This window comes from Halorientalis marina (assembly GCF_023028345.1).
Taxonomy (GTDB): domain Archaea; phylum Halobacteriota; class Halobacteria; order Halobacteriales; family Haloarculaceae; genus Halorientalis; species Halorientalis marina.
This window is the reverse complement of record NZ_CP095487.1, coordinates 745608-758441: the sequence shown is the minus strand read 5'-3', so window position 1 is coordinate 758441 and position 12834 is coordinate 745608. Positions and strand designations below refer to the sequence as shown.

At 70.6% G+C, this 12834-nt stretch carries 16 protein-coding genes; 1 reads left to right on the top strand and 15 read right to left on the bottom strand.

What is annotated here, in order from left to right; all coding sequences use genetic code 11:
• Position 1 precedes the first annotated feature (1 nt).
• Positions 2-445, top strand: coding sequence for an arsenic resistance N-acetyltransferase ArsN2 (arsN2, locus tag MUG96_RS04075; protein WP_246986745.1), 444 nt, complete (start codon positions 2-4; stop codon positions 443-445).
• 3 nt (positions 446-448) lie between these two features.
• Here arsN2 and MUG96_RS04070 read toward each other — a convergent pair whose 3' ends face one another.
• The 15 genes from MUG96_RS04070 to cobS form a co-directional block, all read right to left on the bottom strand.
• Complete coding sequence (locus MUG96_RS04070; protein ID WP_246986743.1) at positions 449-1711, bottom strand: outer membrane protein assembly factor BamB family protein; 1263 nt, start codon at positions 1709-1711, stop codon at positions 449-451.
• Positions 1704-2075: a DUF3209 family protein gene (locus MUG96_RS04065; protein WP_246986741.1), complete on the bottom strand. Its 372-nt coding sequence runs from the start codon at positions 2073-2075 to the stop codon at positions 1704-1706. Before MUG96_RS04065 ends, MUG96_RS04070 begins: the two co-directional genes overlap by 8 nt.
• A gap of 38 nt (positions 2076-2113) precedes the next feature.
• The gene (locus tag MUG96_RS04060) at positions 2114-3364 is read right to left on the bottom strand and encodes a CbiX/SirB N-terminal domain-containing protein (protein ID WP_246986739.1); all 1251 of its coding nucleotides are present in this window, start codon (positions 3362-3364) and stop codon (positions 2114-2116) included.
• The gene (locus MUG96_RS04055) at positions 3361-4026 is read right to left on the bottom strand and encodes a cobalamin biosynthesis protein (protein WP_246986737.1); all 666 of its coding nucleotides are present in this window, start codon (positions 4024-4026) and stop codon (positions 3361-3363) included. The genes MUG96_RS04060 and MUG96_RS04055 overlap by 4 nt, the downstream gene beginning before the upstream one ends.
• On the bottom strand, positions 4023-4274 hold the full coding sequence (locus tag MUG96_RS04050) for a ferredoxin (RefSeq protein ID WP_246986736.1): 252 nt from the start codon (positions 4272-4274) through the stop codon (positions 4023-4025). Before MUG96_RS04050 ends, MUG96_RS04055 begins: the two co-directional genes overlap by 4 nt.
• A 2-nt stretch (positions 4275-4276) precedes the next feature.
• Positions 4277-5338: a precorrin-3B C(17)-methyltransferase gene (gene cobJ, locus MUG96_RS04045; RefSeq protein WP_246986735.1), complete on the bottom strand. Its 1062-nt coding sequence runs from the start codon at positions 5336-5338 to the stop codon at positions 4277-4279.
• Between the two features lie 2 nt (positions 5339-5340).
• Entirely contained in the window at positions 5341-6297 is a 957-nt protein-coding gene (locus MUG96_RS04040; RefSeq protein ID WP_246986734.1) for a precorrin-3B C(17)-methyltransferase, read from the bottom strand.
• A complete protein-coding gene (cbiG, locus tag MUG96_RS04035; RefSeq protein ID WP_246986733.1) occupies positions 6294-7295 on the bottom strand; it encodes a cobalt-precorrin 5A hydrolase in 1002 nt (333 codons plus the stop codon). Before cbiG ends, MUG96_RS04040 begins: the two co-directional genes overlap by 4 nt.
• A 2-nt stretch (positions 7296-7297) precedes the next feature.
• Entirely contained in the window at positions 7298-8116 is an 819-nt protein-coding gene (locus tag MUG96_RS04030) for a cobalt-precorrin-4/precorrin-4 C(11)-methyltransferase (protein WP_246986732.1), read from the bottom strand.
• On the bottom strand, positions 8109-8849 hold the full coding sequence (locus MUG96_RS04025) for a cobalt-factor II C(20)-methyltransferase (RefSeq protein WP_246986731.1): 741 nt from the start codon (positions 8847-8849) through the stop codon (positions 8109-8111). The genes MUG96_RS04030 and MUG96_RS04025 overlap by 8 nt, the downstream gene beginning before the upstream one ends.
• Positions 8846-9457 carry a precorrin-6Y C5,15-methyltransferase (decarboxylating) subunit CbiT gene (cbiT, locus tag MUG96_RS04020; protein ID WP_246986730.1) on the bottom strand — a complete coding sequence of 204 codons (612 nt, stop codon included), beginning with the start codon at positions 9455-9457 and terminating at the stop codon, positions 8846-8848. Before cbiT ends, MUG96_RS04025 begins: the two co-directional genes overlap by 4 nt.
• A gap of 93 nt (positions 9458-9550) precedes the next feature.
• Complete coding sequence (locus tag MUG96_RS04015) at positions 9551-10264, bottom strand: adenosylcobinamide amidohydrolase (RefSeq protein ID WP_246986729.1); 714 nt, start codon at positions 10262-10264, stop codon at positions 9551-9553.
• Positions 10264-11304, bottom strand: coding sequence for a threonine-phosphate decarboxylase (locus MUG96_RS04010; protein WP_246986727.1), 1041 nt, complete (start codon positions 11302-11304; stop codon positions 10264-10266). The genes MUG96_RS04015 and MUG96_RS04010 overlap by 1 nt, the downstream gene beginning before the upstream one ends.
• Before the next feature lie 160 nt (positions 11305-11464).
• Positions 11465-12025, bottom strand: coding sequence for an NTP transferase domain-containing protein (locus MUG96_RS04005; protein ID WP_246988619.1), 561 nt, complete (start codon positions 12023-12025; stop codon positions 11465-11467).
• Positions 12025-12792 carry an adenosylcobinamide-GDP ribazoletransferase gene (cobS, locus tag MUG96_RS04000; RefSeq protein ID WP_246988617.1) on the bottom strand — a complete coding sequence of 256 codons (768 nt, stop codon included), beginning with the start codon at positions 12790-12792 and terminating at the stop codon, positions 12025-12027. The genes MUG96_RS04005 and cobS overlap by 1 nt, the downstream gene beginning before the upstream one ends.
• Between the last annotated feature and the right edge of the window lie 42 nt (positions 12793-12834).

Below are 12834 nucleotides of genomic sequence, written 5' to 3'. Positions count from 1 at the left end.
TATGGGTACACCCCCGGTGACGCTCGAACCGGCCGAGCCGGACGCGCTCCGCTACGTCGAGTCGCTCCTGGAGCAAAACGACCTGCCGGTGAGGGACGTGCCCTCGAAACCCGAGTGTTTCTACGTCGGGTACGACGGCGACGTTCGGGTCGGTATCGGAGGAATCGAAACCGAGGGGACCGTCGGCCTGCTCCGGTCGGTCGTCGTCGAACGGGCCTTGCGAGGAGCGGGATACGGGAGCGCGCTCTGTGGCGCGCTCGGAGACGTTGCGCGGGCCGAGGGTGTCGAGCAGTTGTACCTCCTCACGACGACCGCAGCGGAGTTCTTCGCGGGCCGCGGCTACGAACGGATCAACCGGTCGAGTGTGCCCGCATCGATCCGGGAGACCACCGAGTTCGCGGAGCTCTGTCCGACGACAGCCGCCTGTCTGCGAAAAGAACCGTAGTCGCTACTCGCCAGCGGAGAGGCCGGTGACGTGGAGCCGGTACGCGCCGTGTTCGACGCCCTCGTCGTGGTAGACGACGGGCTCCTCGACGCTCGCGGCCGTCGCCGAGTCGAGCGCCGCGGCGGTCACGACGCCCGCCGCGTCGACGGTGTGCTGGCGGCCGTCGGCCACCGCAAACACCCGGAGCGCGTGGCCCGAGGGGTCGCGGTCGCGGAAGTGCTGTGCGACCGGGACGGCGATCCGACTGCCGTCCGCAGCGATGCCGTGTGCGAAGCCGCCGATTTCGGCGGCCCACCGCCGGGTCCCGTCCGGTGCGACGCCGACCGCCGTGTGCTCGCTCGGGTGGCGGCCCTCCGCCTCGCGGCCCTCGGTTGGGTAGGTGTTGCCCGTCAGGAAGACCGCGCCGTCGGCGGTCGCGTGAACGTGGTTCGGGTAGGCGTAGAGCCGTTCGTCACCCACGTCGGTCGGTGTCGCGAGGTCGACGCGCCAGCGCACGTCGCCGTCGCGGTCGAGCGCGTATCCCCGGTAGTCGCCGTGGGAGGCGGCGACGGCACCGTCGGGAACGAGCGACACGTCGCCGACGCGGCGGTCACCGTCGGTCCCGGGGTCCCAGTCCGCCCGGAGAGCCCCCGTGCGTCGGTCGAGAACGACCAGTCCGCACCCGTGCTCGCCGGGACAGCGATTGTACGCTACCGCCAGCCGGTCGTCGCGGGCGGCGAGCGAAATGGGCGAGGCGTCGGCCTCGTAGCGCCACGCGACGGTCCCGTCGGCCTCGAACGCGTAGACGACGCTCTCGAAGTGTCGGTCGTTCGTGTCGGGCGCTGCATCGTCGGCCGCTCGTCGTTCGTACCGGCGGGCCGCGACGTAGGTCCGGTCGCCGGCCGTCACCGCGTCGACGACGAACGGCAGGAAAAAGCGCGTGTCCTTCGTCGGTTCGCCCACGTCGTCGGCCGTCCGGTGGCGCCAGCGTTCCGCCCCCGTGTCTCCTTCGAAGGCAGCTACCCAGCCGTCCGGGCCGCGCGTGCCCGCAACGACAGTCTCGTTGGTCGTCGCCAGTGTCACGATACTGCCGCCGTCGCCCGGGAGGGCGGCTCGCCAGCGCTCCCTCGACGAATTTCTCTCGAAGGAAATGATATCACCCTCGGCAGTGCCCACGAGGAGGGCCCCGTCAGTGAGTGCGACGGCCGAGCGGCGGCCGCGCTGGCGCGACCCCGCGGGAGCGATCTCGCCGAGCGGTCGAGTCCGTGCGAGCGCGCCGTCAGTCATCGTCGGGGAACGTCTCGTGGAGCAAGTCGTGGGCATCGCCGAGGCCGGCCAGCACGTCCTCGCCCTGGCCGGCCAGACGGCCCACTGCTCGCTCGGCGTCGCGGACGGCGACGAGGCGGCCCCGGAGGTAGTCGTAGTCGGCGTCGTCCTCGCTCGCCGCGGCGACCTCGCTCTCGAGGTCGACCAGCGCCGCGTCGAGGTGGCGCTGGACGTCCGCTATCGTCTCGGCCTCGGCGAGTGCCTCGATTGGGCCCGAAACGTCGTCGCCGAGTTCCTTGCGGGCGTGGTCGCGTGCGCTACGGTCCTCGGTGCCGAGGACGTTCATCAGTCCGAGTTTCAGTGCTTCGATCTCGTGGCAGGTCATGGTGTGATGTGTATGAGTCGTGTGGTCGCGGGTTTCGATCAGAGGGTCTGATCGACGAGTTCGGAGACGATGCGGTCCCGGTCGAGGTGGGACGAGACGATGCTGTCGGCGTCGTCGGGATCCAGGTCGCCGTACCAGACGCCGTCGGGGTAGACGGCGACGATCGGCCCCTCGCCACAGCGGCCGAGACACGAGGAGCGAGTGATGCGCGCGTCGCACGCCTCGGAGTCCCGTTCGGCCTGCCGGAGGCGTTCGAGGACCGCCGGCGCGCCGTCGGCCGCGCAGGTCTGGTTGGTACAGACTGCGACGTGCTTTTCCGGCGCGTCGTGGACGTGCGGGTCGTCGTCGACGTTCTCGCGGTCGGCGTGCTCGGCCTGGTGGTTCAGCGCCCGGAGCATCGCGCGGGCGCCGCCCACGTCCTCCTCGTAGCCGTCGAGTTCCACCTTGTACTTGCAGGTGTCACAGGACATCTCGACGCTGTCGGTGCGGGCGGCCTGCCAGCGGTCGCCGAGCACGTCCAGCAGGCGCGAATCGGTCCCGAGCGGGTCGCCCGCCGCCGCGTCCACGTAGGGGTACTCCGCGTCGAAGTCGTCGGCTCCGTCCCGGATGCGGCCGGTCAGCACCCCGTCGCCGAGCATGTACGGCAGGACGACGACGGCATCGGGGCGCTGCTTCGCGACGGTGTGGAGCGTCTCGTCGAGCGTCGGCTCGGTCACGCCGATGAACGTCGGGTGGACGCTGGTGAACTCACGACCCTCGTCCAGCAGGCGCGCGAGTTTGTGCACGTCCGCGTTGGCGTCCGGGTCGCTAGAGCCACGGGCACAGAGGACGGCCGCAACGTCGTCGTCCTCGCGGTCGACGCCGAGGTCGGCTTCGACCGTTTCGGCCCGGTCGTCGAGCAGGTCCACCAAGGCCGGGTGGATGCCCAGATGCGAGCCGTTGTTGATCTCGATGTCGTGGCGGGAGCGGGCACGGTTGATAGCCAGCGGCACGTCGTTTTTGACGTGGCTCGCCGCGAACAGCGAGAGGTGGACGACCGTCACCTGCGAGACCGACGCGGCCAACCCCGCGATGGCCTCGGGAATGGACGGTTCGGCGAGTTCGAGAAACCCAGCGTCGACCGGGACGCCGAGCCGTTCCTCCAGCGCCGCGGCCAGCGTCCGGACCTGCTCGTTCGACTTCTCGCGGCGGGAGCCGTGCCCGGCCAGCAGCACCGCCTCGTCGTCCAGCTCGCCGGCCAGCGTCGGCGTGGTCCCCGTCCCCTCCTCGGGGTCGCTGCTCCGGCTCATCCCTCTACCTGCGCCAGACTGCGGGTGAGTTTCCGCCGCCGTTCGGGGTCGAACAGGCCCGACGATTCGCTGCCCTCGTAGAGCCACGGGCCAACGTCGGGGACGGCGTCGTCGTCGATACTGAACCAGTAGCCGCCCGAGGAGGTCTCACCGATCTCGCCGGTCGGCGCGTCGACGGGAATCCCGTCGAGCAGGCCGTCGATGCCTTCCAGGACCGCCCGGTCGTCGTGGACGAACGAGAGCCCGACAGCGCCGGCGTCGGACTTGAAACAGACCGTCCCACACCCCTCCAGCAGGCCACGGAGGAGCTGGCGGTCGTGGTCGGCCAGCGCGTCGAGGCGGTAACCGCCCGCGTCGCCGTCGATTGGCAGGCCCAGCGCCGCGCCCGCCCGGTCCGCGAGCGGGCCGAACACCTGCACCGTGTACTCGTCTTCCGTCCGCGTGACCGACGTGTCGTGGGCGTACTGCCGTTCGACGATGCGGTGGTCGACCTGCTCCGCGCCGGCGATGGCCGCGAGCCGCCGGGCGGCCGTCTCGTGGCCCGCCCGGACGGTCACGCAGTCGCTCGTCAGATCCCCGTCGCCGACGACCCGCCCCCAGAAGTACGCCGTCTCCGGGTGGGCTTCGAGCATGTCCGCCGGCGAGCCGGTCTCGATGCTCACGAGGATAGCACCTCCACGTCGATGGCCCCCGGCGGACAGGCCGCGGCCGCCCCCTCCGCGTCGGCCAGGCGGTCGTCCTCGAACTCGGCGACGATGCGCGTCCCGTCCTCGTCGGTTCGCATCGTCGCGTCCGCGGCGTCGAACGTCGCTAGCCCCTCGGCGTCCTCGACGAACCGCTCGTCGCGGGTCAGGCAGGCGAAGATGCCGTCGCAGGCGTCGCGGTCGATGGTGACTCTGTAGCGTGGCATGGTCAGTAGTCGTACTTCGTCTCGTAGCCCCGCGGGGTCACCATCCGATCGTCCCAGACGTACGTGTCCTCGTTGCCGACGATGATCGTCGTCGTCATGTCGATCAGGTCCGTCTCGCCCAGGTCCGCCAGCTCCTGCAGTTCGACGATCTCGGCCTGCTCGTCCTCCCGGCCCGCGCCGTGGACGACGCCGACCGGCGTCTCCGGATCGCGGTGCTCTGCCAGGATTTCACAGCACTTCTGGAAGTTGTCCCGCCGCTTCCGGCTCCAGGGGTTGTAGATGGTGATGGTGAACCCCTCCTTGGCCGCGGCGTGCAGGCGTGACTCGATGGTCGGCATGTCGGTCAGGTGGTCCGACAACGAGATGGAGACGGTGTCGTTGACCAGTGGCGCGCCGACGCGGGCCGCACACGACTGCGCCGCGGGCACGCCGGGGACGACCTCGAAGTCGACCATCGACGCGGTGCCGCCTTTCGACTCCAGGATTTCCAGCGCGAGGCCGGCGAGGGCGTAGACGTTCGGGTCGCCCGAGCCGATGATCGCCACGTCGTTGCCCGCGAGCGCGCGGTCGATAGCCTCCTCGGTCCGGGAGACCTCGCCGCACATCGGCGTGTCGTAGATGTCGTCGGCCGACTCCGTGATTTCGTCCGGGAGGAGGTCGACGTAGGTCGTGTAGCCGACGATGTGCTCGGCCTCGGCGAGCGTCGATTTCGCGCGGGTCGTCATCCCCTCCGGCTGGCCCGGGCCGAGTCCGACCGCGATCAACCGTCCCGGGTCGGCGTCGAAGTCGTCCACGGTCGCGCCGACTTCCTCCTCCTCCTCATCGTCCGCTTTCGCGCCACAGCCGGAACTTGACGAGCTCGACGAGGACGACGCCCCGCACTTCGAACTCGACGATTCCTCGTCCGTGGTCGAGGCACCACACTTCGACTCGGTGTCGGTGCTTGCCTCGGCGCTCGCCTCGGCGGTATCGGCGCTGGATGCGCCACACTTCGATTCGGTGCTCGCGTCGGTCGTATCTGTGCTCGCGTCGGTCGTGTCGGTGGTGGTGTCGTCAGTACTCATTGTCAGAAGTCGTCGACGTCACGCCCGCCGCGGGGCGTGACCAGGAACTGTTCGTAGTCGTTGCGCCAGACCTCGGTCTCGTGGTTGCCGACGATGATCGAGGTGCCCATCCCGCCGACCTCCTCGTCGTGCTCGGTCGCCTCGTCCAGCCGGCAGATGGTGTGGGTCTCGTCCTCCAGGTTCCGGCCGGCCTCGCCGCGGGCCGCGTCGTTGAAGATGGCGACCGGCACGTCGTCGGCCCGTTCCTCCTGAATGACCTCGATGGCCCGCTCGTAGTCGCGCCAGCAGTTGTAGAGGACGATGACGAACCCCGAGATGGCCGCCGCCCGGAGTTTCTCCTCGATCTCCTCCCAGCCGCGCCACTTGTCCGACAGCGACACGGTACAGAAGTCGTTCGAGAGCGGGGCACCGACGTTCGCCGCCCCGCCCAGCGCCGCCGTCACGCCCGGGACGATCTCGATGGGAACGTCGGTCGCGTCCTCCTCCTGTGCCATCAGGAAGAGCAGGTCCGATTTCCCGTAGACGTTCGGGTCGCCCCCGGAGACGTGGGCCACGTCTTCGCCCGCGCGGACGCGCTCGAAGGCTTCGCGCGCGAGTTCGATCTGCCGCCCCATCGACGAGCGGACGAGGGTCTGCCGGGAGCCGTCGGGCCGTTCCAGTACCGTCCCCTCCTCACCGGGTGCGACCGCCGTGCCGTCCTCGGCGCTCGTCCCGCCGTCGGCGGCCGCCTCGACGGCGGCGCTCTCCGGCGGCAGGGTCCCGTCCTTCCGGAGGAACTCCTGGTAGAGGTTCGAGGCAATCACGCAGTCGGCGGTGGTGATGACGTCGCGGGCCTCCTGTGTCATCTCGTGTGGGAGGCCGGGGCCGATGCCGACCACGTACAACGTGCCGAGGTCCGCATCGGGAGTACCGTCGGCCCCGTCTTCAGCGTCGCTCGCGCCGTCCTCGGTCCCGCTCATCGACCGATCGCCACCGTGACGGCTTCGTCGTACCGCTCCTTCTCGGCGACCAGTTCGTGCTCGCGCCCGCCGGCGATGGCCGACGCCTCCGAGATGCCCGGCCAGCCGATCAGTTCCTTCGAGCGGGAGGGCGTCGGCCCCTCGAACTCCTCCAGGGTCTCCTTCTCGAAGGAGACGACGCCGAGGTCGAGTTCCGCGGCCGCTTCGAGCAGACCCTCCTCCTCTTCCTTGCGCGTGCCCGTAGCGACGAACTCCACGTCGCCCATGTCGTAGTCGGTGCCTTCGAGGGCACTTTCCCAGGCCTCGATGAACTGGCCCTTCTTCGCACCGGAAACGCTGCCCGTGCCGAGGACGACGCCGTCGTCCGTGTTGCGCTTCAGTACCGTGACGTCGTCGCCGACCATCACTGCCTTCGGCCCGTCGAGTCGCTCGACGGGGCCGAGTTCGTCGTCGAGGACGGCGAGGTTCGTCGCGACCGTCGAGTCGCCGTTGACGACGTGGGAATCGAGGGCCTTCGCCTGCTTTTCGACGCCCTGTTTGTCCGCGGCCTCGGACGCGGTCGTCATCGCGGGCACCGCGCCCATCGACGCGAGGTCGTCGGCCACCTGGTTCGCGCCGTGGTGGCCGCCCGTGATTGGGATGGCCCACGTCAGTTCCTCGTCGACGACCACGACGGCGGGGTCCTCCCACTTGTCGTCCAGCAGGCCCGCCGTCTTCCGCATCACGATGCCGCTCGCCATCAGGCCGACGAAGCAGTCGTACTCGCCCCAGTGCTGCTCGAACACGTCGCCCTCGTACTCGATGAGGTCGATACTGTCGTAGCGGTCGCCGATTCCCTCCTTGATTTCCTCCGCAGTATCCCACTTGCGCTCGAAGGAAATGATTGCAATGTCATCGGCGACTTCCCCGTCGCTGTCGGGGGTCGAGCAGTGGCCGCCGGAGTCATCCGAGTCATTCGATGCGTCCGCGTCGGTCGTGTCGTTGGTGTCGGTGCTCATTGTCAGTCGTCTGCCTCCGTTTCCGAACCGCGATTTGCCCAGCCGTCGTAGAGGTAGGAGCGCTCGTAGCCGCCGCCGGTGACGGCCTCGCCGATGACGACCATCGCGGAGGCGCGGTAACCCGCGTCCTCGACCTTGTCGCCGATGGTCTCGATGGTCCCCGTGATGACGTCTTCGTCGGGCCAGGAGGCGTGGTAGACCACCGAGACGGGCGTCTCGGGGTCGTGTCCCTCGTCGAGGAGGCGGTCCATCGTCTCCCCGACGGCGTGGGTCCCGAGGTAGATGCAGGTCGTCACGTCGCCCATCCCGACGAACTCGGAGATGTGATCCTCGTCCTCGTCGAGCGTCTTGCCCTGCGGGCGCGTGAACGCGACGTGGTTGGCGACCTCGTTGAGCGTCAACTGCGTCCCGAGGGTCGCACTCGCCGCGAACGCCGAGGTCACGCCGGGGACGAAATAGGTCGGCACGCCCTCGCTCTCCAGCGCGTCCATCTGCTCCAGCGCGGCGCCGTAGATCGCCGGGTCGCCGCTGTGGAGCCGGACGACAGTCCGCCCGTCCTCGTAGGCGTCCCGCATCAGCGGAATCAGCTCTTCGAGGTCCTTGCCGATGGAGGACACCTGCTCGGCGTCGGCACAGAACTCCTCCAGGAGTTCGCTGTTGACCAGCGACCCCGCGTGGACCACGAGGTCCGCGTCCTCGACGAGTCGTTTGCCCGTCACCGTCAGCAGCCCCGGATCGCCCGGGCCGGCGCCGATGAAGGGAATCCCCTCCTGTACGTCTCCCGCAGTGTGCTCCGCGTCCGCCGTGGTGTCTTCAGTCATCGCCCATCACCGGGTCCCCGTGTTCGATGCCCTCCGAGCGTTCGGTGCTTTCGAGGAAGGCGTCGGTCGCGCGGTCGGTCGTCAGCCCGCGCTTCTCCGCGTAGGCGAGCGTGTAGTAGTCCCGCTCCGCGATGTCCGACGGGTCGTCGGTCACCAGCGTCTCGCCCTGCTCCATGTAGAGCCGGCGGCCGTAGGTCACGTCGTAGCCGGCCTCGACCAGTCCCTCGTGGGTCGCCGGCGCGTCGGTCACCTTGAACAGGACCATCCGGTTCGGCCCGGTCGGGGACGCCCCGTTCGCGGCCTCCCGGAGCGACAGGCCCGCCCCGGCGTCGATCTCGACGCCGAGCGCGGTCGTGAAGGCCGTCACCGCGCTCACGCCCGGAACGATCTCCAGGTCCACGTCGTCGTGGAACGCCGCGAGCGTCCGGCGCAGGTGGCCGAACGTCGAGTAGACGTTGGGGTCGCCGAGCGTCACGAACGCCGCCGTTCCCTCCCGGGCGCGGGGCGCGATCTCGGCCGCCGCCTCCTTCCAGGCGCGCCGGAGTTCGTCCGGGTCCTTCGTCATCGGGAAGTCCAGGTCGCCGATGCGGTCCTCGGGGACGTGCTCGATCGCGACCGTTCGCGAGAGTCGGCCCGGCGAGTACACCACGTCCGCGTCCTGGAGAACCTCGCGCCCGCGCACGGTCACGAGGTCGGAATCGCCGGGACCGAGACCGACGCCGTACAGCGTCATCGCTGCCCCTCCGTGGGCGCTCGACCGGAAACGGTCCCGCCGTCGGCCGCGACCTGCTCGCCGTCGTCGCCCGTCCCGCCGACGAGCATGTAGACGGGGTTGTCCGAGTCGAAACTCGTCGCGCCCGCGAGATCGTAGCCGTGACTCACCTGGAACTGGACGACCTCGGAGAGCAGGTCGCGCTCGCGGAAGGCCCGCGTCGCGTCGCCCGCGACCTCCAGCCGCGAGACGTTCATCACGACGCGGTCGATTCCCGTCTCGACGGCGTGGTCGAGGACGCCCTCGAAGTTGCGGCTCCCGCCGAGGAACAGGGCATCGGCGTCGTCGGGCAGACCCGACGGCGCTTCCGTGACCCGCAACTCGATCTCCGCGTCCGTCTCGTTGGCCGCGAGGTTGTCGCGTGTGACCTCCGCTCGCTCCGTCTTCCGTTCGAGTGCCGTCACCCGGCCCGCCCGCCGTGCCGCCTCGATGGTGACCGCCCCCGTACAGGAGCCGACCTCCACGAAGTGGTCCGACGGCGTCAAGCCGAGTTTGGACTGCAGGACGGCCCTGACCTCCGCTTTGGTCGGCCCGGCCCGCGCGTCCCGTGGCAGTTGCACGCGTGGCATACCGCGTACAAGTACGGTAGCGCCTAAAACAATTGTGCTTGTCTTAACCAAACTGAGGTTTGGTTTCTGACGAACCTAGACAATTTCCGTTGTTCAGAGTTCGAAGACGGTCGCCCGGCGGTCGGTCACGGCACCGTGGTCGGCGTCGGCGACGGAGCGGGGGAACGCGCGGTCGGGGTAGCGCGCGGCGAGCGCGGCGCGGACGGCCTCGCGGACGCAGGCACGGGTCGCCGCGCCGACCGGCGTCGCGCTCCCGGCGAAGGCCGCCGGCTCGCCGCTCGGGTCCGCGCCTACGATGACGGCGTCGGAGGTCGTCCCGGTGAAGCCCGTCTCGGCGAGCAGCGTCGCGGTCTTGGCCTCGACGGCCGTCCCCAGGAGCGTCGCGAGGGCGCCGTCGTCGAGCGCACGCGCCGTGGTGACGAGGAGATTGACGGTCCCGGTCGGCGGGTCGTCGCCGGGAGCGTCCTCCTCGCGGCCCCCGCTATCGCCACCCCCGCCAGCCGGGTCCAACGGCAACGTCGACGGATTGGAGAGGCCGACCGTCGCCAGAACCTCGACGGGACCCGACCGGGCACCGCGCGCGTGGGCGAGGTCGACGCCGGTCAGCGTCGCCGGACCGGGCTCGTCGAAGCCAGCGTGCTCGCGGCGCTCGCGGACGTAGGTCAGGAGGTCCGTCCGGTCGAACCCCTCGGGGACGGAGACGTTGTACGCGGCGTTGGCCGTCCGGTAGCCCCCGTCGAAGCCGGTCGTGAGCCAGCGTGCCCCCTCCTTGCGGACCCGGCAGATTCCGTCGCGGACCGTCGCCATCAGACACCCAGTGCCGCGAGCAGACGGTCGTTCTCGTCGGGCAGGCGGACGGCGACCCGGACGTGGGAGTCCAGCCCGCGGAACGTCCGCGCGTCCCTGATCGCGATGTCGTGCGTGCGCGCGTCGTCGATAGCCTGGGTCGCGTCCTCCGTCGACCCCGCGTCGAGCAGGAGGAAGGGTGCGTCCGAGTCGTGAACGTCGAACCGCGCCGCCAGGCGCTCGGCCATCCGGGCGCGCTCACGAGCGACCCGGGCGCACGTCTCGTCGACGAACGCCTCGCAGGTCATACAGTGTTCGCCGACGGCCATCGCCGGGACCGAGAGGTTCCAGGTCCGCCGCGCGGCTGCCAGCCGGTCGTGGAGCCGGCCCGTCGCGACCGCGAAGCCCATCCGGAGGCCGGGCAGGCCGAACAGTTTCGTCAGCGAGCGGGCCACGACGACGCCGTCGGTCCCCGCGAGGGAGGGCTGGTCGGTGAACCCCAGGAACGCCTCGTCGACCAGCAACACGGTGTCGGCATCGCGACACCGGGCCGCGAACGAGCGCAGTTCGTCGGGGTCGGCGGCGTCGCCCGTCGGATTGTTTGGATTACAGACGACGGCCATCGCGTGGTCGCCCGGGTCGGCGTCGAGCAGGTCGTCGTGGGCCACCGGCGTCGGCTCGCCGCCCTGGAGCCGGACCTCCCGGTCGTACTCGCCGAAGCTCGGATACGGGACGAGCACGGACTCGCCGGGGCGCACGCAGGTCCCGATAGCCAGCCGCATGGCCGCCAGTCCGCCCGGGGTCGGGACGACCGCGTGCGGCTCGCAGCCGACGTACTCGCCGGCCGCGATCCGATACTCGCTGTAGTCGTCGGCGGGGTAGGACTGTGCCGCCGGGAGTGCCGAACTGTAGACCCGCGTGACGCCGTCCGGATACCGCGGGTTCGTGTTCGCGCTGAAATCGAGAATCCGTGGGTCGTCGCTACTCCCGTGTGGGACGCGCGCGTTCGCGTCGTCCCGGTCCGCACCCGCGAGCAGTTCGTCGACCGCGTCCGGATTCATCGTCGATACCGGCGTGTGACATCGGTCGCCGCTCTCGCTGTCGCCACCGGCCGAGACCCTCCGGGGCGTTCGCCACTACCGTTGACGGAGCACCACATAGTCATGGCATACACATCGGGAGCGAACGGAAATAAGTGGGCGTTGTGGCAGGTGTCGCGGGCTACGCCAGCCGTTCCGCGACCGCAGCGTCGCCCGCACGGTTGACGTTGACCGCCAGCCGCGCGTCGTAGGAGCACACCAGTCCGTCGGTCCCGCCCGCGCCGACGACGTTCAGCCCGACCGGCGCGACCGTCCGCCCCTCGTGGGTCGTCGTCGTGTCGACGCTGGTCCCCAGCGCCCGCTTGAGCGCCGCCGGGACCGCGACCGTCAGCGAGTCGACCGCTCGCTCGGCGTGCGTCGCCAGCACGTCGTCCACGGCGTCGGCCGCGAGCAGGGGCAGGTCCGCCACGCAGGTCAGCACCGGCCGCTCGATGCGGTCGGCCTCGAGCGCCACACCGAGGTCGGTCACGTACCCTTCGCCAGGGGTTTCGATTACGTCGCACGCGCGCTCGCGCAGGTGCTCGCGCGTGCCCGGCGCGTGCGGGGAGACGACCGCGTGGACGGCGTCGACCCCACTCGCGACCAGCGCGTCGAGGACGCGGTCCACCATCGGCGTCCCGTCGACCTCGTAGAGTGGTTTCTCGACCGCGGCGTCCAGCCGCGTCCCCTTCCCGCCGCACATCACGAGAGCGTCCACGCGATCACCCCTGCGTGGAGCGCGACGATGCGCGCGAGTTCGTTCGTCGCCCCGAAGGCGTCACCGTTGACGCCGCCGAGCGTGTCCTCGGCCCAGCGCCACACGAGAAGGGCCGTGCCGAACGCGGCCGCGAGCGCGACGCCAGCGGCCGGCGACGGCCACGACAGGAACGCGGCCGGCAGGGCCACCAGCACCGGCGCGAGCAGGTCCCGCTCCGTCGAGGCGCTCGTCAGCGCCGCACCCAGCCCGTCGAAGGGAGCCGTCCCGAGACAGGCGAGCGTCGCCATCCCGAGTTTCGCGCCCACCTCCGCGGCGACGACGACGCCGGCGACCTGGACGGCGGGTCGGCCGGCGAGACCCAGCGCGCCCAGTGCCAGCCCGGCGACGACGAGGACGAGCGCGACCGTCCCGCCGACGCCGATCTGGCTGTCTTCGAGGACCCGCCGGCGCTTCTCGGCGTCGCCGTGGACCACCGCCGCGTCGCCGAGGTCCGCCACGCCGTCCGCGTGGTTGATGCCCGTCACGGCGACGAGCGCGACCGGGTAGACGAGCGCGAGCGTCGCCGGCGGCAGGCCAACGAGGAAGGGCAGCGCAACCAGCGCGCCGACGACGTAGCCGACCGGGACGAACGCGACCGGGCGGTGCTGGAACGCCTCCCAGCCCGCACGGCCCGCCCCGACCGGGAGCCGCGAGAGGAACCCGAACCCGCCGGCGACCGCCGGCAGGAGGCCGCCGGCGCTCCCGGCAGTCACATCGTCTTCGCCCGCCGTCGTCGCGCCCGTCCCGTCGACCGC